The sequence below is a fragment of the Peribacillus asahii genome (genome assembly GCF_003570725.1).
Classification (GTDB): domain Bacteria; phylum Bacillota; class Bacilli; order Bacillales; family DSM-1321; genus Peribacillus; species Peribacillus asahii.
This window is the reverse complement of record NZ_QWVS01000004.1, coordinates 1-23,115: the sequence shown is the minus strand read 5'-3', so window position 1 is coordinate 23,115 and position 23,115 is coordinate 1. Positions and strand designations below refer to the sequence as shown.

Sequence of the window (23,115 nt, the reverse complement as noted above, 5' to 3'; positions counted from 1 at the left end):
ACCAAGGAGGGAATGAAATGAAGACCATTAAAGTCAGTGTAGTAACTCCCGATGGCCCAGTATATGATGCAGAAGTTGAAATGGTAAGTACAAAGGCAAAAAGCGGCGAGCTTGGAGTCATGGCTGGCCACGTTCCGATGGTCGCGCCTCTTGATATCGCAGCTGTACGTCTAAAAAAGGAGAATGGCACTGAGTATGTTGCCGTTAACGGTGGCTTCTTAGAAGTTCGTCCAGATGTCGTAACCATTTTAGCTCAATCTGCTGAAAGAGCTGAAACTATCGACGTTGCCCGCGCACAAGCTGCTAAAGCACGGGCTGAAAAAAGATTAGCAGACAATCAAGGAGCGATTGATGTGGAAAGAGCTGAATTAGCTTTAAAACGCGCAATTAATCGAATCCAGATTTCTGAAATGAAATAATAACTACCAAAGTACCTAGCTTTCTTTTATAAGAGGGTTAGGTGCTTTTTATTTTTCCCCTATATTATGTGAATGTGTTTTTTTATTAGGTTAGGAATCTCATCAGTTTCTGTCGAATACTGTCCATTTAGTTCTCCTATTGAATGCATACGCTTACATCCTTATTTCCTCAAGTCTTTTACTCATATCCACACTCTCTTGTGCATAATAATGAACCATAGCTAAATAGACAAGCCGATACTTTTTTAAAAAGGAGCCCAACATGGATTCTCAATGGTATCTTTATCAGAATAATTATGTGATGGTGTTTGTTTTCCTTTGCCTTGGGATTTTATTACCTGTAATCGCTCTTTTTCTTGGTAAGCTGCTTCGACCGCATAAACCGACTGAAGCAAAATATACCACTTATGAAAGTGGAGTCGAACCATTTCATGATTCTTGGGTTCAGTTTCATGTACGTTATTATTTATTTGGCTTACTATTTGTCATTTTTGATGTAGAAACCATTTTTCTTTATCCATGGGCCGTTGCCTATGAGAAATTAGGAATCTTTGCGTTAGTAGAAATGCTCATTTTTGTGATGATGCTGCTCATTGGACTACTCTATGCTTGGAAGAAGAGGGTGTTAACATGGAAATGAATGTGCCGGGTGTTACGGATGCTGAATTACATGAGCTTCGCCAAAGCGTTTTTTTATCCACGCTTGAACAGCTTAAAGGCTGGGCAAGAAGCAACTCTTTGTGGCCGATGACGTTTGGGTTAGCGTGCTGTGCCATTGAAATGATGGGTGTTGGCTCATCGCATTATGATCTGGATCGCTTCGGTTCTTTCTTTCGTACCTCGCCTCGTCAATCGGATGTCATGATTGTATCAGGGACGGTAACGAAAAAAATGGCTCCCATTTTAAGAAGGCTGTATGATCAAATGCCTGAGCCGAAATGGGTCATTGCGATGGGCTCCTGTGCAACAGCTGGCGGGCCTTATGTATATTCTTACTCCGTCGTCAAAGGCGTCGATCAAATCGTTCCGGTGGATGTGTACATTCCAGGATGTCCACCGAATCCAGCAGCACTCATCTATGGTATCCATAAGCTAAAAGAAAAGATTCGCTATGAAGCCAAAACGGGGAAGCGAGTGATGTAAATGGATAAGAACGAACTAACCCGATTAAAAAAAGAAGCCGCAGAAAAAGCGAAAGCAGCAGCTATCAAAAGAAGACAGGAGAAAGAAAGGCAAGCATCAGAAAGCGGACAGGATTTAGAACTGGCTAAGAAGAAAGCCGCCGCCGCCGCTAAAGCGAAGGCTGCCGCTGCTGCAAGGGCGAAAGCGAAAGCAGCTTCCACTGAGAAAAAAGAAGAGGAATCAAGCGTTGAACCATCACCGAATGAACCGCTTCTTCAACGCTATATACAGATTATTGAAAGACAAGTAGGTACGGATTCATATGAAGAATACTATATTAATAGATTATCAAAAGACGTGCCAACCATTTTAGCCAAGCCGCACACCTATATGGATATCGCACAAGTGTTGAAGCAGCAATTGCACTTTGACTTTCTAGCTGAACTACATGGAACGGATTTCGAAACACATATAGAAGTGTATGTTTATTTATGCTCTTTACAGAATGGACAGTCTGTCGTTTTAAAGGTAAAGCTTGACCGAGACAATCCAATGATTCCATCGTTAGTTCCATTATGGAAAGGAGCTGATTGGCCAGAATGTGAGGCGTACGATTTAATTGGAATTAAGTTTAGCGGGCATCCGAATTTGAAACGAATTCTCCTCGGTGAAGACTGGATTGGGTACCCGCTTCGAAAAGATTATAAGCCGCATGATGAGGGAGTGTAGTGTATGTTACGTACAGAGGAAATGCTTCTGAATGTAGGTCCGCAGCACCCTAGTACACACGGTGTGTTTCGACTTGTGATTAAAATTGAAGGAGAAATCATTAAAGAAGCAACACCTGTCATTGGCTATCTTCATCGTGGTACCGAAAAACTCGCAGAGAATTTACAATATACGCAAATTATTCCCTATACCGATCGTATGGATTATTTAGCAGCCATGACTAATAACTATGTATTGTGTCATGCAGTGGAAACGATGGCGAATATTACAGTGCCGGACCGTGCCGAATACTTACGAGTTATCACAATGGAACTTGGACGAATTGCCAGTCACCTTGTATGGTGGGGAACGTATTTATTAGATTTAGGAGCAACTAGTCCTTTTTTATATGCGTTTCGTGAACGAGAAATGATTATTAATCTATTAAATGAACTATGCGGTGCCAGACTTACCTTCAACTATATGCGCGTTGGCGGGGTAAAATGGGATGCACCGGACGGGTGGCTCGAGAAAGTCGCGGAGTTTATTCCATATATGAGAGAGCAGCTTCACGGGTATCATCAGCTTGTAACTGGGAATGAAATTTTTTTAAATCGAGTGAAAGGAGTCGGTACGTATACGCGAGAAGAGGCGATTGCTTATTCTTTAAGTGGTGCTAACTTACGGTGCACAGGAGTAAAAAGGGACTTGCGTAAAGATGAACCGTATTCGATTTATAATCGCTTTTCCTTTGGGGTTCCTACACGTGAAGCGGGTGATGCATGGTCGCGCTATGAGTGTCGTATGGAAGAAATAGAAGAATCATTGAAAATTCTAGAGCAAGCGGTTGCTCAATTCCCGAGTGACGGTCCTATTTTAGCTAAAGTTCCGAAAATCATTAAACCACCAAAGGGAGAAGCCTTTATTAGAATTGAATCGCCGCGTGGCGAAATTGGCTGTTATATTGCGAGCGATGGGAAAAAGGAGCCCTATCGACTTAAATTTCGTCGCCCTTCTTTTTATAATTTGCAAATTCTCCCGAAGCTGTTGGAAGGAGAAAATATGGCGAACTTAATTGCCATTTTAGGAGCGATTGATATTGTGCTCGGGGAGGTCGATGGATAATGATGCAAGAATTGCTGCAATCGGCTCCAAGCTGGACGAAAGTAGGCATCTTCTTCGGTTTAGCGGTCCTCTTTTTGTTTGTTGTACTAGGGTTTGTCACGTTTGCGATTTTATCAGAGCGGAAGATTATGGGGTTTATGCAGATGCGGATTGGACCTAATCAGGTTGGGGGAAGCTGGGGGCTTTTGCAGACAGTAGCGGATGTGCTAAAGCTGCTGTTAAAGGAAGATACAATCCCGAAAAAAGCCGATCGTCCACTTTATATATTAGCTCCTGTTCTCGCCTTTGCTCCCGCTTTTATGGTGCTGGCGACACTTCCGTTTACGAATCAATTTCAGTTCGCAGATATCGGTGTAGGCCTTCTTTATTATATTGCCATCTCAGGGATTACGACCATCGGGGTTGTAACAGCAGGCTGGGCTTCTAACAATAAGTATTCATTAATGGGTGGCATGCGTGCAGCTGCTCAAATGATTTCTTATGAAGTTCCTCTTGTGATGTCACTTGTAGGCGTAGTGCTATTAGCAGGTAGTTTAAATTTAAGAGAAATTGTGGCGGCCCAAGAAGATATTTGGTTTATTTTTTTACAACCAGTTGGATTTATCGTGTTCTTTATCGCAGCGATTGCTGAATTAAATCGAGTTCCATTTGATCTTCCAGAAGCAGAGTCAGAGCTTGTAGCTGGATTTCATGTAGAATATTCCGGTTTTCGCTGGGCGTTTTTTATGCTGGCGGAGTATGTGTATATGTTTGCGATGGCGGCCTTAACGACACTGCTCTTTTTAGGCGGATGGCATTCGCTTCCGTTTTTAGACTTTATTCCAGGTGCTGTCTCCTTTGCTCTAAAATTTAGCGTTGTTATTTATGTCCTCATTTGGATTCGAGTTTCTTTTCCACGTCTACGTGCAGACCAGCTTATGGAATTTGCTTGGAAGGTATTACTGCCGATTGCTTTAGCGAATATCTTCTTAACGGCTCTTTTAAAGGAATTATTTTAAAAAAGCGAAGGGAGGTTCACCCCCATGTTCGGACTAGCAAAAGGATTGGCCTATACATTAAAAAACTTATCGCGAAAAAAAGTGACCTATTCCTATCCTGATGAACCATTGCCGCTTCCTGATCGGTTCCGTGGTATTCAAAAGTTTTATCCAGATAAATGCATCGTCTGCAATATGTGTGTGAATATTTGTCCAACGGATTGCATTCAATTAACAGGTGTGAAAAATCCAGATCCAACGAAGAAGGGAAAAGTGATTTCCACCTATGATATCAACTTTGAAATTTGCATTTTATGCGATCTTTGCACAGAGGTCTGTCCAACGGAAGCGATTGTGATGACGAATAAATTTGAGTTAGCGGAATATAGCCGGGATGAACTATTTAAAGATTTACAATGGCTTGATGAAAATGATCAGCATGTTCGAAAGGAGAATAAAGTATGAGTGTTTCCGGTGAAATGCTCGCTTTTCTAGGGTTAGCCTTTGTTGCTGTTTTAGGAGGCATTTTACTGATTCAGTTAACGAAAGTCGTTCATATGGTTCTTGCGCTTGTGTTTACTTTTGTTAGTATTGCGGGAATTTACTTGTTGTTATCAGCTGAGTTTGTGGCCGTTGTTCAAATTTTACTGTATTCAGGAGCGATTACCATTGTGATGCTGTTTGGAATTATGCTCACAAACAATCAAAAACAGGAGGAAGAAAAGGGAAACAGGTGGCGTAAGATTCTTTTGTTACTTGGGATTCTCGGCTTTGCCTTTGCTGTGTATATCGGGATTTATAACTTAGATATCCCTGTTCAACCGACAACGTTGCATGAAGCAAATACAGAGCAGATTGGGATTGCTTTATTTTCAAAGTTTGTGATTCCATTTGAACTAATGTCAGTGTTATTGCTCGTTGCTTTAGTAGGAGCGATTGTATTAGCCAAAAAAGATGATGAGGGGGCATAAGTGATGACATCAGTCCCGTTGTCTGCGTATCTTGTTTTAGCGCTTATTTTATTTTGTATTGGGTTATACGGTGCCTTAACGAAGAGAAATACGGTTATTGTGCTCATTTCGATTGAGCTGATGTTAAATGCCGTTAATATTAATCTCGTTGCTTTTAGTAAATTTGGAATGACGCCAGCCATTACAGGGCAAGTCTTTTCTTTATTCACGATGACGATTGCAGCAGCAGAGGCAGCGGTGGGCCTAGCGATTTTAATGGCATTGTATCGCAATCGTAAAACGGTTCATATCGACGAAATGAATACGATGAAGCATTAATCATATCCGTGTCAAACAAGCCTGTTGAAAAAGGAGTTGGATAGTCATGGTCGACAATGCTTGGCTGATACCGCTTTTTCCGCTCGCCTCATTTTTTCTGTTGCTTCTATTCGGCAAGCGTTTTGGTTCGCGAAGCGCAGAGGTTGGCAGTCTATTTACGTTTGTGTCCTTTATATGTGCAGCTGTCGTTTTCACTAAGAGTTTACATGAATCAAGCTATAAACAAACGTTCAATTGGCTAACAGTTGGAGATGCGCAGATTACAGTCGGTTTTGAACTGAATCCATTGAATGTTCTTATGCTTGTACTTGTTTCGTTTATTAGTTTTCTCGTTCATATGTATTCAAAAGGGTATATGAACGGAGAAAAACGAATCTCCATTTTTTATGCTTACTTAGGACTTTTCACGTTTGCGATGCTAGCTCTTGTGATGTCTCCTAATTTACTTCAATTATATATTTTTTGGGAACTTGTTGGTTTAGGCTCGTTCTTGTTAATCGGCTTTTATTTTCATAAACAAGAAGCCAAGCGAGCGGCGAAAAAGGCCTTTATTATGACAAGAATTGGAGATATGGGCCTCCTCATTGGGATGATTCTTTTATTCTGGCAAACACGCAGCTTTGAATATAGCGTTATTTTTCAAGCTGTGGAAGCGGGGGACATATCGCAATCATTGCTCACGTTTATTGCGATTATGATCTTTGTCGGCGCGGTTGGTAAGTCTGGACAATTTCCTTTACACACCTGGCTTCCAGATGCGATGGAAGGCCCCACTCCTGTATCTGCTCTTATTCATGCAGCAACGATGGTCGCAGCGGGGGTGTATTTAGTCGCTGCCACGTATCCTCTATTTCAGGCCAGTGAAGTAGCCCTTTTAGTCGTAGCGGTGACAGGTGGTTTGACCGCTTTATTTGCCGCAAGCATCGCGGTTGTCCAAACAGATGTGAAGCGGGTTCTTGCTTATTCAACGATGAGTCAGCTTGGGTTTATGTTTCTTGCACTTGGTACGGCAGGGTATGTTGCGGCGGTCTTTCATTTAGTGACACATGCTTTTTTTAAAGCCCTCCTTTTTCTTGCAGCTGGAAGTGTCATTCATGCTGTGCATACGCAAAATATTGAGAAAATGGGCGGGCTTTGGAAGAAGCTGCGATGGACAGGACCTTTATTTTTAATCGGGACGTTGGCCATTTCAGGAGTCCCGCTATTATCGGGTTTTTTTAGTAAAGAGGAAATTCTTCTTTCCGTTTGGGATAATGGGAACTATTTCTTATTTACGCTGGCATTGCTTACTTCGCTTTTAACAGCTTTTTATATGTTTCGTTTATTTTTTTCCATCTTTGGCGGCGAAGAGAAAACACCCATTCATGCTGTGAAGGAATCACCTATGATTATGTGGCTGCCAATGATCATTCTCGCTGTTTTTTCGATAGGCATTGGCTATGTTCAAACACCGTGGTTTGGCACATTTCTTGGGGATTGGCTGACAAATGAAAATAGTCATCATGAGTTCTCGCTTTGGCTCATGCTTATCGCGACCATTGTTTCGGGAATCGGTATAGGGATTGCTTATATACTGCATCGCAAAAGCAGCTTGCTTACAGAAGGTGAGTCGAGTGCCTATCGAGTAGTTGCCAATAAATATTATATCGATGAATTGTATGAACGAACTATGATTGTATCCACGAAAGCTGTTAGCCGTAGTTTGGTTTATATAGAACGATATGTAATAGACGGTTTTTTGTTGGTTGTAATCCGAATTACTCGTATGTTTGCGAAGAAGGCAACAAAGCTGCAATCGGGACAAGTGCAGCAGTATGGCGCAATTGCCTTTCTTAGCTTAGCCGTCTTAGTGGTCGTATATTTGGTTGCAGGGGGGTACTTGCGATGAATGACTATTTGCTTCCCTTATTAGTATTCTCACCAGTCATCGGGATGATTATGATTTGGCTGATGCCAAAAACAGAGGAAAAAACACTGAAGCAATTTGGGTGGATAGGTACATTAATGCCGCTGTTGATCTCATTATTTCTTTATCAACAATGGCTGACAGGTGTTTCACTATCTTCTTATCAGATTAAATGGAATTGGATTCAGTTTGGTAATTTAGCGATGTATGATGACACCTTGTATACGATTGATTTTGAATTAAGCCTTGACGGATTTAGCCTGGTGTTTATCCTATTAACAACCGTTTTGTCGATGCTTGCAGCACTGGCTTCCTTTTATATTAAAACAGAATGGAAAGGCTACTTTTTGTTGTTCTTGCTGCTCGAAATCGGGATGTTAGGTGTGTTTATGGCAGATAATTTACTTTTATTCTTCCTCTTTTTTGAAGTGACATTTGTTTCTCTTTTCTTCTTAATCGGAAGATGGGGGTATGTAAATAAGGAGAAGGCAGCCTATCATTTTCTCGTCTATAACGGTATTGGCTCTGTCTTATTGTTATTTGTCATTGCAACGTTATTTGTTCGAGTAGGAACAACGAATATTGATGCGTTAACGCATATTTTAAATGTTGGTGATGTAGCGCTATTAGCACCAATCTCTCCTTTCTTGACAGACATGCTTTGTATTCTGCTATTTATCGCTTTTGCAATTAAATTGCCGGTCTTTCCATTTCATAGTTGGATGGTTCGTGTACATCGTGAAGCCGCTCCGCCTGTTGTCATGCTTCATGCAGGCGTACTGTTGAAAATTGGAGCTTACGGCATGATTCGCTTCGGCCTTGGAATCTTTCCAGAACAGGTGGAAAAGCTTGCGCTGTTGTTTATGATTGTCGGGGTTATCAGCTTTTTATATGGAGCGTTTTTGGCGCTTGTTCAAACGGATTTAAAGCTTGTTTGGGCGTATTCCTCCGTATCACATATGGGCATTGTTTTCTTCGGGTTTGGAACGCTTAATGATGCTGGTCTTCAAGGTGCTGTTTTTCAAGCTGTCTCTCATGGTGCGATTGCCGCGCTTCTGTTTTTCTTAATTGCGCTATTATATGAGCGGACAGGAACAACAGAGCTGAATGAACTCGGAGGCTTGGCTGAACATCTGCCCATTTTCTCAGGTGTGCTTCTGACGGCAGGGCTAGCGGCGCTTGGTTTACCTGGGATGTCAGGGTTTATTAGTGAATTTATGGCTTTTTTAGGCCTCTTTAAAGAACAAATGCTGTTAGCCATCATCGCTGTAATCGGTCTTATTTTAACAGCAGCTTATACGCTGAGAGCTGTTTTAAAAATAACGTTTGGAAAAAAGACATACTCCATGACTTGGCGGGATGTGCAGGGCATCGAGTATGTGCCTATTGCCATTTTGTTTATGGTTATTGTAGCGATTGGTGTTTATCCGATGTGGCTTGGTCAACTAGTGCAAGAGGATATTACGACATGGCTGTTAAGGATCGGAGGATGATGAAATGGATATGAAAACCGTGCTCTCATATGAATGGGGCGCCATGATGCCAGAATTTATAATCCTTGGGACAGCGATTCTTTTATCCTTATTTGACTTATTTGCACCGAAGCGATTCAACCGGAGGCCGCTCGCTTGGTTTGCGCTAATAGGCATTGTGCTTGCTTTCGTATCACTCATCAGTTTGCTGCCGTTAGCCGAAACGAGTATTTTAGCGGATACATTTCGTCTGGATTCTTTTGCAAAGGCCAGTAAGCTTCTTTTATTAATAGGAGCAGGTCTTGTCATTGTATTGGCGGCAAGTCATTCAGCTAATGATGGTTTAGGAGGCTATCAAGGAGAGTTTTATTATTTATTCTTAACTGCTTTACTTGGTGCTATGATGATGACATCGAGCGGTGACTTAATTACGTTAGTTGTTGGGTTAGAGCTATTGTCTATTTCTTCTTATATATTGGCAGGGATGAAGAAAAAAAATCTGAAGTCTAATGAAGCGGCATTAAAATATGTAGTGATGGGCGGTATTTCAACAGCGATTACATTGTTTGGCATGAGTTATTTATATGGATTAACTGGTTCGACGAATTTAGGAGAGATGAGTGAAACGATGGCGAGAGTAAGTGATAGCCAAGTGCTCTATTTACTCGGTCTAGCTTTCTTTATGGTTCTTGTCGGGTTGTCCTTTAAGCTGGCAACAGCACCGTTTCATATGTGGGCACCAGATGTATATGAAGGCGCCCCTACGCCAGTAACAGCATTTTTAAGTGTAATTTCTAAAATAGCAGGCTTTGTCATTTTGTTACGCTTGTTATTATCGCTCTTTCTTGCAGCATCGGGTGACACGTTCGGAACGGTGGCGTTTTTAGAGCAAAATCGCGTGTTTATTGCCGTTTTAGCTGGGGCAACGATGATTATTGGGAATGTGTTAGCGTTAAGGCAGCAAAATGTGAAGCGATTACTGGCTTATTCAGGCATCGCTCATGCAGGCTACTTGTTAGTAGCGGTGGCCACATTAGGGGGAGGCTACTTTTTATTAGATACGGTTTGGTTTTACTTTCTTGCCTATTTATTCATGAATATCGGAGCCTTTGCTGTGTTTCAATGGTTAGCAGATGCAAATAGTTCGGAACAAAGGTTTATTTTTGTCGGATTAGCGAAACGGTCTCCCGCAGCAGCGGTTGCTATGACCATTTTTCTTCTTTCATTAGCAGGCATTCCAGGAACGGCAGGGTTTATTGGAAAGTTTCATATTTTTCTAGGAGCGCTGTTAGGAAGCACGCCAACGGATTATATTCTAGCTAGCATTCTATTAGCAACAACGATTCTTTCCTATGTTTATTATTTTAGTTTACTCGTTCAAATCTTTTTTCGCCCAGCTGCAACAAAAGAAGCGGTGCGGTTCCCTGTCAGCTTGATGATTGTACTTCTTGTTTGTGTAGTGGGTACGATGATTTTTGGACTTGCTCCAAATATAGCATTAGATTTTCTTCATCAACATTTTGGTGATTTTACGGACTTTATTTCCATGGGGTAATCGAATGATATAGAAGAAAGGCTTGCACGTGCAGAAGGCAAGCCTTTTGATCCTGTCGAAAAATATTTTTGCGTAATTGAGATGATTAATTCCAAATTAAGAGGTATTTTGTGATAGAATGAACATGTATGTATATAGGAGGGTTTATATGTTTTCAGCAATTGGCCAGCAAGCCTTACTCAGCATGATTGTACATCTATGTTTTATTGCAGTAACTTGGTGGGCTTTGCAAGCGTTAAACTTTCAGAAGCTTTTACGATCGAACGCGGTCTTACAAGCGAGAGTATTATATATTTTATTAACGATTGCGATTGGATCAGTTGTAAGTAATTTCTTCCTCGATTACCTAGTTTTTGCGAAACAGCTGCCATATATATTCAATCAGTAAGCAGCATGTACTATGTATAACTAATTATTGCTAGTTATTTAACGAGCATGTCATCAATTGGCGAAAAAAACGAAGTATGAACTCCCTTCCCTGGGCAAGAATGATAGGAGGGAGGGATTTAACATGTACAAATGGAACAATAAAATGTTAACATACATACTATTTAGTAGTTTGCTGGTGATGGTGTGGGGGAACAGTACAACGGTGGCGAAGGACCAATTAGATATTGTTACAATCGCTGAACATCTAGAAAAAGAAGAGAATGTAAGCATAGAAGAGTGGTCTGTATTTGCGAGAGAAGTAAATAACGAGATTGCTACAAAAGAAGAGTTCGAGAGAAAAGTGCATACTTTAAAACAAAAGTATCCAGACTTTCAATGGAGCTTTTTCGACGAAGGTGATGCTTGGAAGGCAGAAGCAACATTCAGCCACGGATCTCATCTGACAGAATCAATCAGAATGGTTACAACAAAGGAACATGCGAACATCGTTACCTATATCATATATGAAGTAAAGGGATACAAATGGGACAAAGGATATCCCCATTTCTTAATTACAACCTTTGAACACAGGATGAATGGCATATTTATGGGTACTCCTTCAGTTTTTGCTTGTATGGAAGGGTACATCAGTGATAATATGAATTCGGCTTTACTTGCACAAATGGAAAAATTGTTACAAAGATTTAATGCAAGCGAAATAGAGGGTGTAGAGGATGAGAACTTTATTTCTACTTCTGCTCATTCTACCTTATTTACACAAAGTTTAAAGAATACTAAAATCAATATGCAACTTGGTTTACGGACAGATGGATTGGGCGCAAGGACAAGTTTTGTTATTGGCACACCCATCATTACGTTTGAATATTAATATAGAGAAAATGGACGCGGAGGGGAATACTTTTGGAAAAAATCATTGTCCGCGGCGGAAAACGGCTTAGCGGAACAGTTAAAGTAGAAGGGGCTAAGAACGCTGTTTTGCCGGTGCTCGCTGCAACCTTATTAGCAAGCGATGGAAAAAGTATCATTCATGATGTTCCAACGCTCTCCGATGTATATACAATTAACGAAGTTTTGCGCAACTTGAATGCAGAGGTTGCCTTTCACAATAATCAAGTAACTGTAGATGCATCAAAGGAGCTTTTAGAAGAAGCGCCATTTGAATATGTACGTAAAATGCGCGCGTCTGTATTAGTAATGGGTTCACTACTTGCAAGAACTGGCCGTGCTCGTGTAGCATTGCCTGGCGGCTGTGCAATTGGTTCACGTCCAATTGATCAGCATTTAAAAGGCTTTGAAGCAATGGGAGCAAAGGTGAAGGTCGGGAACGGCTTCATTGATGCGGAAGTAGAAGGCGGATTAAAAGGTGCAAGAGTTTACCTTGACTTTCCAAGTGTAGGTGCTACAGAAAATATTATGATGGCTGCTACATTGGCTGAAGGTACAACAATTCTAGAAAACGTTGCAAAAGAACCGGAAATTGTTGATTTAGCAAACCTTTTGAATAAAATGGGAGCTAAAGTCAAAGGTGCTGGAACAGCAACGATAAAAATTGAAGGTGTCAAGAAATTATATGGTGCCGAGCATACGATTATTCCTGATCGTATTGAGGCAGGTACATTTATGACAGCGGCTGCGATTACGCGTGGAAACGTACTTGTTAGAGGAGCCGTTCCTGAACATCTAACTTCTTTGATTGCAAAGATGGTAGAAATGGGTGTTGAGATTACGGAAGAAGAGGACGGCTTGCGTGTAATTGGACCAGAAAAACTAAAAGCTGTCGATATTAAAACGATGCCGCATCCAGGTTTCCCAACGGATATGCAATCACAAATGATGGCCTTGCTTCTTCGTGCAGAAGGAACAGGAATGATTACAGAAACGGTGTTCGAAAACCGTTTTATGCATGTAGAAGAATTCCGTAGAATGAATGCGAACATCAAGATTGAAGGCCGTTCTGTTATTACAAATGGTCCATCTGATTTACAAGGTGCTGAAGTGGCAGCAACTGATTTACGAGCGGCTGCGGCGTTAATTTTAACAGGTCTTGTTGCAGATGGCATTACGCGTGTAACGGAGTTGAAGCATCTAGATCGAGGCTATGTGAATTTCCATGGCAAATTAGCTGCACTCGGAGCTGATATCGAACGTGTGACAGAGGTAACGCCAACGGAAACGATTGCTTTGGATATTAATGCGTAATAGATAGAGAGACTGCGATTAAACGCAGTCTTTTTTCTGTTTGTGAGTAAGGAATCCCGCCAAATTCTCCGATAATCCCGCCAAATTTGCAAAAAATCCCGCCAATTTCCCCGATAATCCCGCCAAATTCGTGAAAAATCATGCCAATTGATTATTTTAGTTCTACTTGCTTGTCCACTTCCATACATTTATGAGGAGAGTAGAAAATGTGTAGGGAGGCCAAGGAACTTTGAAAGCACTTAAACCGATGCTCATGCTAGTAGTCGTTGTAATCGTCGTGATCATCCTCCTTCCAGCTATGCTTGTGCTTCCGTTTTCCAATGATACAACGTTTGGAAAATTAACGGAAAAGATTGAACAAAAGGCAACGAAAGAACAAAGTAAGGAGAAGATGAAAGAGCCGGCTGTCGAAGTATCTGTGCTTCGAACAACGTCTAAGCAAGTTCAAAAACTACCGCTTGAATCATATTTAATTGGTGTTGTTGCAGCTGAAATGCCCGTTAACTTTGAAAAAGAAGCGTTGAAAGCTCAAGCATTAACAGCTAGAACGTATATTGTCAATCAGCTCATTCAAGGAGACCGAACAGGGTTACCAGCTAATGCAGATGTAAGTGACGGTGAAAACCACCAAGTGTATAAAAGCGATCAAGAGCTAAAAGAATTATGGGGCTCTCAGTATAAACAGAACCTTCAAAAGATAAAGGCAGCTGTGCAGGAGACAGCGGGGCAGATTTTAACATATGATGGTGATCCTATTACAGCTACTTTTTTTTCCACGAGTAACGGATATACGGAAAACTCTGAAGAATATTGGAAAGCTGATTATCCTTATTTAAAAAGTGTTTCAAGCCCTTGGGACACAGAATCTCCAAAATTTTATAACAAGGTCGCGATGACAGTGGCAGATTTTGAACAAAAATTAGGTGTAAATGTTCCGAGTGGGACAGAAATTGGAACGATTGTTGAACGGACAGCAGGGAAGAGAGTAGGAGTTGTAAGAATTAACGGAAAAGAATTAACAGGGAAGCAAATTCGGGAAAAACTACATTTAATGTCCTCCGATTTTAGCTGGGAACGTCAAGGTAATCAAATTATCATTACCACAAAAGGATATGGCCACGGAGTAGGGATGAGCCAATATGGCGCGAACGGCATGGCTCAGGAGGGAAAAAGCTATAAAGACATCGTAAAGTATTATTATAAAGGGGTCACGATTCAGTCATCAAACAAGTGGGTGAATACGCTAACAGTAAAAAAATAAGAGCTGGGATCCCAGCTCTTATTTTTTGTCGGTTAATTTTTCAATAATTGTTAAGAAGCCTCGCTTACGTTTGAAATAGTGATATTGAACGTGGAAATAAGCGGCAAGTACTCCGATGATATCTTTCACGACATCAATCAGTGTAGCAGAACGCGCTGGTACAAATGATTGATGGATTTCATCAACAATTCCATACAGGCTAGCGGCAATCGCAGCCAGCAAACTCAAACTAGCTGTTAGCTTGTGGTTAGCAGCAAAAGCGGCCACAAACAGCATATACAAAATCGCAAACTCCACTAAGTGAAGTGCTTCTTTTACGAAACGATCTGTCGTTGATGAAGGCAATTCAACGAACGTATCATCCGGCAAGCTCGACATGACCCAAACCGCAATCATATAAAGGAGCGGTAACAGCGTCAAAGTAACACGAAAAACTTTCTGCATCTATAAAACATCCTTTGTTATCTATACTACTAGTCATTTTAACAGGAAATGCAGCAGAGTGGAATGAACAAGCGAGATTATCTCAGTAAATGTTGCCATAATCTTTACGTTTTACATTTGTTTTGTATAAAACTATTAGATGACACTGTTAATCTTTGGCTCTGGCGCTATGAGCCAAAAATATTATTTAACAGAGCCGTGCATAAAAGAAATACCTTTGTCGCAAAATAAATCTAAAAATATTTTTCAAGATATGTATATTCTTCCAGTAATCTGTTCAGAATGATTGCTGAGGTGATAATTATGAGAGAGGAAGAAAAGAAATCTACTTCCAAATTCCGACGTATTCTGAAAAAACGTTGGGCGTTACCAGCAATCTACATTTCAAGTGCAGCTCTTATCCTAGCTTTGGTATTTATCGTTCAAAATAGCTTCAACAACTCAGCTAGTCCTGATAAGGTAGAGGATTCAGCACAATCAGGTGAAAATTACGATGAGCCTGCAGTTGAAGTAAACAGTAGTCTTGAAACGATTCAAATGCCGGTGAAAGATGTTGCGAGTACTGTCGTAAAGAAGCCATTCTATGATGTGAATGCTGATGAAAAAGCACAAGAAGAAGCATTGGTTTCTTATGATAACCGTTATGAGCCAAATAAAGGAATTGATATCGCACAAAAAGATGGAAAAGCCTTTGATGTAGTAGCTGCTTTAAGTGGCGTCGTAACAAAAGTGCAAGAAGATGCTTTATTGGGAAATGTTATTGAAGTAGAGCATGAAGATGGTGTTGTAACACGTTATCAAGCTGTTACAGACATTCAAGTTGCGGTTGGAGATCAAGTGAAGCAAGGACAAGCAATTGCTACTGCAGGAAAAAGTCAAATCAATGAAGACGCAGGTACACATGTTCACTTTGAAATTCGCAAAGATAAAGTTGCAGTAAATCCAAGTGATTATGAAGGTAAACAAGCTTCTTCTATTCAAGTAGAATCAGTATCTTCAGATAATGAAGAAGTAGAAGCAGAACCAAAAGAAGCTACACAAGAAGATACAAAAGAAGAACCAAGTCAAGAAGAGAACAGCAATTCAAACGAAGCAGACGAACAACCAGTACAATAAAAGCATTCGTCAACCCATGTTATGATGCGACAACTGAACAATTTGGTGCAGGAAACTCGTCGACAGGCGGGTTTCTTTTGCTATAGATAAAATGAAAAACTCGACGATAAATTAAAAATTTCGATAGATAAAACAGAAAACTCGAAGATAAACAGCTATTTATATTTATTATTTATTCCAAAAGCCCAATATCGTCAATTTTTTGAAAAAAAGGTTTATCCTATGGTATATATCCTTACCCAAGCTAATACACTGTTAGAAACCGTACAAAGAGAGTGTTTGAGGTGAGGACTCGTCTATTTTATAATTGAAGGAAAATGTTAGCACCATTAGATTCGACAAACGAATCTCATTTCACACTTCTCACATCCAACTTGGGGAGGTCGAGTGGTGTGCACGATTACATCAAAGAAAGAACTATCAAGATAGGAAAGTATATCGTGGAAACAAGGAAAACAGTGCGTGTCATTGCAAAAGAGTTTGGTGTATCCAAAAGTACCGTTCACAAAGATTTAACCGAAAGACTTCCAGAGATTAATCCCGAATTGGCTAATGAAGTGAAGGATATATTGGATTATCATAAATCCATTCGTCACCTTAGAGGAGGCGAAGCAACCAAGCTCAAATATAAGCGCTCTGAGAGAGAGGAAGAAATTGTGAAGTAATAACTGAAACCACTTACAAATGTTGTAGGTGGTTTTTTTTAGGCATTTTAGGCAGGAATATGGTACCTTATAAAGGTCGTGATTTTTTTACTAGACATGAAAACACTCGGTACGTTTTGATGTTTAGTTTGTCGTGAAAAGATAAGAGTCGCCTATGTATTTCTTACTGTAAGAGACATGATTCGACAGGATTTCTGTTTTGACTCTTACTTGTCATAAGACAATATGATAAAATATAAAATTAGGATAGTTTCGGTTTCATGTGAGGATAATCAAGGAGGATATAAACAAATGTTTGCTAGAGATATTGGGATTGATCTTGGAACAGCAAATGTTCTAATACATGTTAAAGGCAAAGGAATCGTTTTAAATGAGCCATCTGTTGTGGCGATTGATAAAAATACAAATCGTGTGTTGGCTGTCGGTGAAGAAGCAAGAAAAATGGTCGGACGTACACCTGGGAATATTATGGCTATTCGTCCGTTAAAAGATGGAGTAATTGCAGACTTTGATGTTACAGAAGCGATGCTTAAACATTTTATTAATAAATTGAATGTAAAAGGTTTTCTTTCTAAGCCAAGAATTTTAATCTGTTGTCCAACAAATATTACAAGCGTTGAACAAAAAGCGATTAAAGAAGCAGCAGAAAAAAGCGGCGGTAAAAAGGTGTATTTAGAAGAGGAACCAAAGGTAGCTGCAATTGGAGCAGGAATGGATATTTTCCAACCGAGCGGAAACATGGTCGTTGATATCGGTGGTGGAACGACAGATATCGCCGTTCTTTCTATGGGGGATATCGTTACATCTTCTTCGATTAAAATGGCTGGGGATAAGTTTGACAATGAGATTTTACACTATGTTAAACGTCAATATAAACTGCTTATTGGGGAGCGCACAGCAGAAAATATTAAAATTCAAGTAGCGACTGTTTTCCCTGGTTCACGTAAAGAAGAAATTGAAATTCGCGGGCGTGATATGGTTTCAGGTCTACCGAGAACGATTACGGTGAATTCAGAGGAAATTGAAGAGGCTCTTCGTGAACAAGTATCGGTTATCGTTCAAGCGGCGAAGAGTGTGCTTGAAAGAACACCGCCAGAACTTTCAGCGGATATTATCGACCGTGGTGTTATTTTAACAGGCGGCGGTGCGTTATTGCACGGTATTGACTTACTTCTTGCAGAAGAGTTAAAAGTACCGGTATTAGTAGCGGAAAATCCAATGGATTGTGTGGCAATCGGAACAGGTGTCATGCTTGATAATATGGACAAGTTGCCAAAACGTAAATTTAATTAAATGATGTGAAAGAAGGATCTAACGTTCAGATAAGCAGGGATGAAACAGAAGCCCGTTGAGCAATAGATCCTTTTTTGTATAGCCTTTAAAAGAGTTCCTTGATACTTCGTACCAATATTCTCCTTCATTTTTCACTTCAAATATAGATAGAAACAGCCGATAATGTACATATACGGTCAAAAATGGAACGGTACATATGAGAAGGAGCGATAAGGATGCTAAAAGGATTTTATACAGCAGCTTCAGGGATGCTAACTCAGCAAAGACGGACAGAAATGTTAACAAACAATATGGCGAATGCGAATACCCCGGGCTATAAAGCTGATCAATCAAGCGTACGTTCTTTTCCAGAAATGCTGCTGAACCGAATGGAAGATGAAACGATTCCAAATGGGAATGGAAAGAAAATGCCTTCCTTTGCACAGGTCGGCAGCTTGCATACAGGCGTATATATACAAGAAACGAATCCGCTATTTAAACAAGGTGATATTAAACAAACAGATTTGAAAACAGATCTTGCCTTAGTACATGGCGAAATGCCCATTGATGAAGAGACGGGGGTAGCAGGTGCGTTGTTTTTTACTGTTCAAAATGGGAATGGTGATGTACGGTACACACGCAATGGAAACTTTACCTTGGACAGTCAAGGATATTTAACGACGTCCGGCGGCTATTATGTGTTAGATGGGAATAACGAGCGGATTCAACTAGATAATGATCAGTTTACAGTATCGGATAATGGCGTTATTTTACAAGATGCTGCACAAGTCGCTCAAATTGGCATTGCTTATTCCAATGACCCTGCTGGGCAGCTTGTAAAAGAAGGCGATGGTCTTTTTAGTGCCAATGCAGAACTTACGAATGCGTACGATGAGGACGATGTATTTTTTACAATCAAGCAAGGGTATATTGAAAACTCTAATGTAGATGCAGCGCAGACAATGACGGAAATGTTGTCTGTATATCGTTCTTTTGAAGCCAATCAAAAAGTGCTGCAAGCTTATGATCAAAGTTTAAATAAAACGGTGAATGAAGTAGGTAAAATTGGCTAATTTCAAGGAATCAGCGTAAATGAAGGAGGATAGCGATGAATCGAACGATGATAGCAGCAAGCAATACGCTAGGCCAATTGCAAAAACAAATCGATGTTATTAGCAATAATATGGCCAATGTTGAGACAGCTGGTTTTAAGCGAGGCGAAGCAAGCTTTACAGATTTACTTGTTCAGCAATTGAATAATCAACCGAATCAAGTGGCTGAAGTGGGCCGTTTAACACCGCTTGGAATTCGCCAAGGAAATGGAGCAAAAATTGGTCAAATTCAAAATGTCCAGTCTCAAGGTTCCCTAAAAACGACAAATCGGGATTTAGATGTAGCTTTCACAAAGGAAAACTTATACTTTATGATTGGTGTAGAAGAAGGGAACGTCATTCGTTTATCAAGAGACGGTGCGTTTTATCTATCGCCTAATGGAAATGAAAACATGCTTGTAACAGCGGACGGGCATAATGTGCTTGATGAAAACGGTAATGATATTGTCATTGAAGGTGACATTAAAGAAATCCGGATTTCTGATGAAGGCGTAGTAAAAGCAATTACAACCGATGGCGGGGAACAAACCTTCAATCTAGGTGTTGTATCGGTTCAAAAACCGCAATTCCTTGAAAAGCTAGGCGATAATTTGTATGGGCTTCCGGATAACTATGATGGTCTAGGTGTAACGGCTGATGATGTATTGACTGAACTAACAGGCGCTTCACGCACAGATATCTCGATGAAACAAGGTGCACTTGAATCATCGAATGTCGATCTTTCAAAGGAAATGACAGATTTAATCACAGCTCAAAGAATGTATCAATTCCAATCCCGTTCCATCACGATGGCAGATCAAATGTTAGGCTTAGTAAATTCGATTCGTTAAAGATTTCATAAATAAATAGGCCTAGTCCTGCCAAAGGTTGGGACTCGTACTGTTTATGAAAACATGATAAAGTTAAAGCGAATCTCTAAAAAGGAGCTTACATGATATAAAATGGAGCAAAGAAGTTTAACAAAACAACAGTGGGAAGAAGAACCAAAACAGGAAGTAAGACAAGATGAGAAAATTAAAATTCGACTGTTACCAATTTGGCTTCGGTTGTTGATTGTTGCTGCTTTAATTGTCCTTATGGTTATCATAGGGGTATTAATTGGGTATAGTGTCATTGGGAGCGGAAATGCAGTAGATGTATTTAAAATCTCAACGTGGACTCATATTGTTGACATCGTCAATGAAGGTGCATGATGCGGTTGTTTTTAAATCAAGGAGGTCTAATTTATGTTAGATATTACGCAAATTAAAGAAATTATTCCACATCGCTATCCTTTTTTATTAGTGGATCGAATCATTGAAATCGAAGAGGGAAAACGAGCGGTTGGATTGAAAAACGTAACAGCAAATGAAGAGTTTTTTAATGGTCATTTTCCAGATTATCCAGTAATGCCGGGGGTGTTAATTGTTGAAGCGTTGGCTCAAGTGGGTGCTGTTGCCGTGTTAAAGCAAGAGGAGCATAAAGGACGCTTAGCTTTTTTTGCGGGTATTGATAACTGCCGCTTCAAACGTCAAGTGAAGCCCGGAGATCAACTTCGCCTAGAAGTGGAAATTTTACGTTTAAGAGGGTCTGTTGGTAAAGGAAAAGCAGTAGCAACGGTTGATGGTGAGGTAGCCTGTGAAACCGAGATTATGTTTGCTTTTAGCGATAAGGAATAGGGCTAGAGAGGAGATGAACATCTCCTCTCTTTTTTTGAAAAACACGCAAGTTAATGTCGAATTCGGGCAACATATTTACTGTCGAGAAAAGAAGGGAGGTTACGCATAATGAAAAAGCGGCTATTAGCACTACTTGGTGGCTCATTCCTATCAGCGATGTTTCTAGTTGGTTGCGGGACAGATGACGATAATGATCCGGCACCAGAGAATGATAACAATATTATCGATGAAGATAACAACGATGTAAATGATGACGTAAATGATAACAACGTAGATGATGATTTGGGAAATGATGTAAATGATGATGTTAATGATGTAGAAGATGATGTTGAACAAGGCGTAGATGACGTAGAAGATGCCTTAGATCCAGACGATAATGATGACACATTAACAGATCAAGACGACAATGACAACAAATAACAATGGAAAAGACTGTTTCTTACGGGAAACAGTCTTTCTCTTTTTGGTTAGTAGTTGAATTTAACTATTTGTTAAGAGACATTGTCCCACTTATTGTAGATGTGGGATGACAGAGAAATGGAGTTATTTATGAGTGGTAAGCTTAGGTCTAGAGCGGATCTTTTCTTTGAATTCTTTAATGAGTAAATCGCCGGTGAAGCCTTTGTGGACTAAATCTTCAAGAAGTAGTTCTGCATATTTGCTGCGTGTATTTTGAAGGTGGCCAACGAAAAGAAGACTAATGTGACCGTCGATAAGTTTTTGCGTTTTTAAAACCGTTTTAAACATGGCCGGGTCGTTTTCTTTTTTCGTAATCACTGCTTGGATAAGCGCATTTTCATGTTCACGTGGTAGGGAATGTTTTAATTCTTCATAATGTTCAGGGGGGATAATTGCTTCAAGAAGCCATGTATTTGCACGATCTTCTTTATTAATAATGAGCCCATCGACTAGATGAATATCAATAAGCTGCAGTTTTTCATTCACAAGTTGTAATGAAATAAGTTTAAATGACTTCATATGCTTCCTCCTACTTCTCAGTTTCGTAAAAAAATGTAAATATTCCAATTTATTATAACACACTCAAAAATAACGAAGAAATAGAAAGAATGCGATACGTTTGTCTAAAATATGAACAAAGGAAAAATTTTTAAGAAAAATACTAAAATGGCATATTTCCTCTATTTTCACTATAAATATAGCCTCAAAATAGTAGTTTTAAACGGGAAAATGCCATTTTAGCACGAAAATGGGTGAAAAAAATGGCATTTTGTCGATTTGGTAATTTGAGCAAGCTTCAGTATGATAAAAGCATCTTACAAGAAAGGAGCTGAGATGTTGATTAACCAAGTAACCCTGGTTGGACGCTTGACGAAAGATCCTGAGTTGCGGTACACAGCAGATGGAAAAGCTGTTTCGAATGTAACGATTGCGGTGAATCGCCCTTTTCGAAATCAAGCTGGTGAATACGATGCTGATTTTGTGCAATGCACGCTATGGAGGAAAACGGCTGAGAATACGGTCCAATATTGTCGGCGCGGCTCAATGATTGGGATTACTGGAAGAATCCAGACACGTCGTTACGAGAATCAAGAGGGTAAGCAAGTATATGTAACAGAAGTAGTGGCTGAAATGGTTCAGTTTGTTGGACCGAGGAAGTTAGACGTTCCAAAGCAAGCATATGAGTCTATTGGTTTGTAGTGTGTAGGAGGTGAGATATATTTGAAAGGAAATCATTCATTCCACTCATTTCAAGACGTTGAACGAACAGAGAAGCTGATTCAAAACTTGATTCGATTCATTGCGAATACGCAAGTGAAAACAGTCACAAACGAAGCAATGCTAGCCAATTTTGAGCGAAAGCTACAGCTCGTCGAAGCACGTTGCGAAGCTTTGGAACAAAAGTTAACAGAACTCCAAAACTAGAAAGTAGAATTCAGCGCTGAGCAACATACATCTTAGTCCCCTCTGAACTTTGAATCACGGCATGGTGATTCACCACGTAAGACCACCCCCGAACGTTCCTTCTATTGAATCAATAATAATTGATTCCCCTCACTTTTGAATGGCTGCTTCTGCAGTCATTTTTTTTATCATTGGCTCTGTTAGGGGATGGTGTTTTCCGAACAGCGTTATAGTGAAGGAACGACAGAAAAGAAAAAAGTCTACGTGCTATACTCTAATAAAAGAGCGTGGAGTGAATTGAAATAGAGGCGATCTTAAAATAAATTCTAAGTTCAAAGACAGGTAAGCACGATACGGAGCTTAATAATATCATGAACAGAATTAAAGGTTAGAGTTTATGAAGATTTCTTTTTATTTTTCATGGGGCTGTTCCAAAAGTCAGAAAAAATGGCTTTCGGGACAGCCTTTTCGTTTAGTTGAAGGATAAAATGAGAGAATCGATTCCGGCAAAAGGTCTTCATAAGGGTGATGATGAGGTTAGTCTAAAAAGTGGACACGTTAA

The 23,115-nt window shown here is 40.1% G+C and carries 29 protein-coding genes; 26 read left to right on the top strand and 3 right to left on the bottom strand.

From position 1 onward, the window contains the following. Nucleotides 1-17 precede the first annotated feature (17 nt). The 15 genes from D1953_RS03485 (at nucleotide 18) to murA (ending at nucleotide 13,162) form a co-directional block, all read left to right on the top strand. Entirely contained in the window at nucleotides 18-419 is a 402-nt protein-coding gene (locus D1953_RS03485; protein ID WP_119115780.1) for a F0F1 ATP synthase subunit epsilon, read from the top strand. A gap of 262 nt (nucleotides 420-681) precedes the next feature. Then, the gene (locus D1953_RS03480) at nucleotides 682-1,059 is read left to right on the top strand and encodes an NADH-quinone oxidoreductase subunit A (protein WP_119115779.1); all 378 of its coding nucleotides are present in this window, start codon (nucleotides 682-684) and stop codon (nucleotides 1,057-1,059) included. Beyond that, nucleotides 1,050-1,562, top strand: coding sequence for a NuoB/complex I 20 kDa subunit family protein (locus tag D1953_RS03475; RefSeq protein WP_119115778.1), 513 nt, complete (start codon nucleotides 1,050-1,052; stop codon nucleotides 1,560-1,562). Before D1953_RS03480 ends, D1953_RS03475 begins: the two co-directional genes overlap by 10 nt. Then, nucleotides 1,563-2,270, top strand: a complete 708-nt coding sequence (locus D1953_RS21900) for an NADH-quinone oxidoreductase subunit C (RefSeq protein ID WP_119115777.1) — start codon at nucleotides 1,563-1,565, stop codon at nucleotides 2,268-2,270. Between the two features lie 3 nt (nucleotides 2,271-2,273). Continuing rightward, nucleotides 2,274-3,374, top strand: coding sequence for an NADH-quinone oxidoreductase subunit D (locus D1953_RS03465; protein ID WP_119115776.1), 1,101 nt, complete (start codon nucleotides 2,274-2,276; stop codon nucleotides 3,372-3,374). Then, nucleotides 3,374-4,372, top strand: coding sequence for an NADH-quinone oxidoreductase subunit NuoH (gene nuoH / locus D1953_RS03460; RefSeq protein WP_119115775.1), 999 nt, complete (start codon nucleotides 3,374-3,376; stop codon nucleotides 4,370-4,372). The genes D1953_RS03465 and nuoH overlap by 1 nt, the downstream gene beginning before the upstream one ends. A 24-nt stretch (nucleotides 4,373-4,396) precedes the next feature. Then, nucleotides 4,397-4,816, top strand: coding sequence for an NADH-quinone oxidoreductase subunit NuoI (gene nuoI, locus D1953_RS03455; protein WP_119115774.1), 420 nt, complete (start codon nucleotides 4,397-4,399; stop codon nucleotides 4,814-4,816). Beyond that, the gene (locus D1953_RS03450) at nucleotides 4,813-5,322 is read left to right on the top strand and encodes an NADH-quinone oxidoreductase subunit J (protein WP_119115773.1); all 510 of its coding nucleotides are present in this window, start codon (nucleotides 4,813-4,815) and stop codon (nucleotides 5,320-5,322) included. The genes nuoI and D1953_RS03450 overlap by 4 nt, the downstream gene beginning before the upstream one ends. A 3-nt stretch (nucleotides 5,323-5,325) precedes the next feature. Beyond that, nucleotides 5,326-5,640 carry an NADH-quinone oxidoreductase subunit NuoK gene (nuoK, locus tag D1953_RS03445; protein WP_119115772.1) on the top strand — a complete coding sequence of 105 codons (315 nt, stop codon included), beginning with the start codon at nucleotides 5,326-5,328 and terminating at the stop codon, nucleotides 5,638-5,640. A gap of 46 nt (nucleotides 5,641-5,686) precedes the next feature. After that, nucleotides 5,687-7,528, top strand: a complete 1,842-nt coding sequence (nuoL, locus tag D1953_RS03440; RefSeq protein ID WP_119115771.1) for an NADH-quinone oxidoreductase subunit L — start codon at nucleotides 5,687-5,689, stop codon at nucleotides 7,526-7,528. Next, the gene (locus D1953_RS03435) at nucleotides 7,525-9,039 is read left to right on the top strand and encodes a complex I subunit 4 family protein (RefSeq protein ID WP_119115770.1); all 1,515 of its coding nucleotides are present in this window, start codon (nucleotides 7,525-7,527) and stop codon (nucleotides 9,037-9,039) included. Before nuoL ends, D1953_RS03435 begins: the two co-directional genes overlap by 4 nt. A gap of 4 nt (nucleotides 9,040-9,043) precedes the next feature. Continuing rightward, nucleotides 9,044-10,573, top strand: a complete 1,530-nt coding sequence (gene nuoN / locus D1953_RS03430; protein ID WP_119115769.1) for an NADH-quinone oxidoreductase subunit NuoN — start codon at nucleotides 9,044-9,046, stop codon at nucleotides 10,571-10,573. A gap of 148 nt (nucleotides 10,574-10,721) precedes the next feature. Then, nucleotides 10,722-10,961, top strand: coding sequence for a DUF1146 family protein (locus D1953_RS03425; RefSeq protein WP_119115768.1), 240 nt, complete (start codon nucleotides 10,722-10,724; stop codon nucleotides 10,959-10,961). A gap of 123 nt (nucleotides 10,962-11,084) precedes the next feature. Continuing rightward, a complete protein-coding gene (locus D1953_RS03420; protein ID WP_119115767.1) occupies nucleotides 11,085-11,831 on the top strand; it encodes a YwmB family TATA-box binding protein in 747 nt (248 codons plus the stop codon). A 32-nt stretch (nucleotides 11,832-11,863) separates the two neighbouring features. After that, nucleotides 11,864-13,162: a UDP-N-acetylglucosamine 1-carboxyvinyltransferase gene (gene murA, locus D1953_RS03415; RefSeq protein WP_119115766.1), complete on the top strand. Its 1,299-nt coding sequence runs from the start codon at nucleotides 11,864-11,866 to the stop codon at nucleotides 13,160-13,162. Here the strand turns inward: murA and D1953_RS21130 are convergent. Beyond that, nucleotides 13,152-13,304, bottom strand: a complete 153-nt coding sequence (locus D1953_RS21130) for a hypothetical protein (RefSeq protein ID WP_182480486.1) — start codon at nucleotides 13,302-13,304, stop codon at nucleotides 13,152-13,154. The genes murA and D1953_RS21130 overlap by 11 nt on opposite strands. Before the next feature lie 87 nt (nucleotides 13,305-13,391). Here D1953_RS21130 and spoIID point away from each other — a divergent pair, with 87 nt between their 5' ends. Then, entirely contained in the window at nucleotides 13,392-14,423 is a 1,032-nt protein-coding gene (gene spoIID / locus D1953_RS03410) for a stage II sporulation protein D (protein ID WP_245979881.1), read from the top strand. A gap of 18 nt (nucleotides 14,424-14,441) precedes the next feature. Here spoIID and D1953_RS03405 read toward each other — a convergent pair whose 3' ends face one another. Then, nucleotides 14,442-14,867 (bottom strand): VanZ family protein, encoded by a 426-nt coding sequence (locus D1953_RS03405; protein WP_119115765.1) that lies wholly within the window; start codon nucleotides 14,865-14,867, stop codon nucleotides 14,442-14,444. A gap of 303 nt (nucleotides 14,868-15,170) precedes the next feature. Here D1953_RS03405 and spoIIQ point away from each other — a divergent pair, with 303 nt between their 5' ends. The 8 genes from spoIIQ to D1953_RS03365 all read left to right on the top strand — a co-directional run bounded on the left by spoIIQ (nucleotide 15,171) and on the right by D1953_RS03365 (nucleotide 21,110). Next, entirely contained in the window at nucleotides 15,171-15,983 is an 813-nt protein-coding gene (gene spoIIQ, locus D1953_RS03400) for a stage II sporulation protein SpoIIQ (protein WP_119115764.1), read from the top strand. A gap of 392 nt (nucleotides 15,984-16,375) precedes the next feature. Continuing rightward, a complete protein-coding gene (gene spoIIID, locus D1953_RS03395) occupies nucleotides 16,376-16,648 on the top strand; it encodes a sporulation transcriptional regulator SpoIIID (RefSeq protein ID WP_119115763.1) in 273 nt (90 codons plus the stop codon). A 291-nt stretch (nucleotides 16,649-16,939) separates the two neighbouring features. Next, the gene (mreB, locus tag D1953_RS03390) at nucleotides 16,940-17,941 is read left to right on the top strand and encodes a rod shape-determining protein (RefSeq protein ID WP_119115762.1); all 1,002 of its coding nucleotides are present in this window, start codon (nucleotides 16,940-16,942) and stop codon (nucleotides 17,939-17,941) included. A gap of 215 nt (nucleotides 17,942-18,156) precedes the next feature. After that, nucleotides 18,157-18,993, top strand: a complete 837-nt coding sequence (locus D1953_RS03385; protein WP_119115761.1) for a flagellar hook-basal body protein — start codon at nucleotides 18,157-18,159, stop codon at nucleotides 18,991-18,993. 35 nt (nucleotides 18,994-19,028) lie between these two features. Further along, nucleotides 19,029-19,862: a flagellar hook-basal body protein gene (locus tag D1953_RS03380; protein ID WP_119115760.1), complete on the top strand. Its 834-nt coding sequence runs from the start codon at nucleotides 19,029-19,031 to the stop codon at nucleotides 19,860-19,862. A 111-nt stretch (nucleotides 19,863-19,973) separates the two neighbouring features. Further along, nucleotides 19,974-20,225 (top strand): DNA-directed RNA polymerase subunit beta, encoded by a 252-nt coding sequence (locus tag D1953_RS03375; RefSeq protein WP_119115759.1) that lies wholly within the window; start codon nucleotides 19,974-19,976, stop codon nucleotides 20,223-20,225. Nucleotides 20,226-20,258: 33 nt separating this feature from the next. Further along, nucleotides 20,259-20,690 (top strand): 3-hydroxyacyl-ACP dehydratase FabZ, encoded by a 432-nt coding sequence (gene fabZ / locus D1953_RS03370; RefSeq protein ID WP_119115758.1) that lies wholly within the window; start codon nucleotides 20,259-20,261, stop codon nucleotides 20,688-20,690. Between the two features lie 108 nt (nucleotides 20,691-20,798). Further along, the gene (locus D1953_RS03365; RefSeq protein ID WP_182480485.1) at nucleotides 20,799-21,110 is read left to right on the top strand and encodes a hypothetical protein; all 312 of its coding nucleotides are present in this window, start codon (nucleotides 20,799-20,801) and stop codon (nucleotides 21,108-21,110) included. Between the two features lie 123 nt (nucleotides 21,111-21,233). Here the strand turns inward: D1953_RS03365 and D1953_RS03360 are convergent, their stop codons facing one another. Then, nucleotides 21,234-21,668, bottom strand: a complete 435-nt coding sequence (locus tag D1953_RS03360; protein WP_119115757.1) for a YwpF family protein — start codon at nucleotides 21,666-21,668, stop codon at nucleotides 21,234-21,236. Nucleotides 21,669-21,986: 318 nt separating this feature from the next. Between D1953_RS03360 and D1953_RS03355 the strand changes: the two genes are divergently transcribed. Both D1953_RS03355 and D1953_RS03350 read left to right on the top strand, forming a co-directional pair. Then, nucleotides 21,987-22,349, top strand: coding sequence for a single-stranded DNA-binding protein (locus D1953_RS03355; RefSeq protein WP_119115756.1), 363 nt, complete (start codon nucleotides 21,987-21,989; stop codon nucleotides 22,347-22,349). 21 nt (nucleotides 22,350-22,370) lie between these two features. Beyond that, the gene (locus D1953_RS03350) at nucleotides 22,371-22,574 is read left to right on the top strand and encodes a hypothetical protein (RefSeq protein ID WP_119115755.1); all 204 of its coding nucleotides are present in this window, start codon (nucleotides 22,371-22,373) and stop codon (nucleotides 22,572-22,574) included. Nucleotides 22,575-23,115 lie beyond the last annotated feature (541 nt).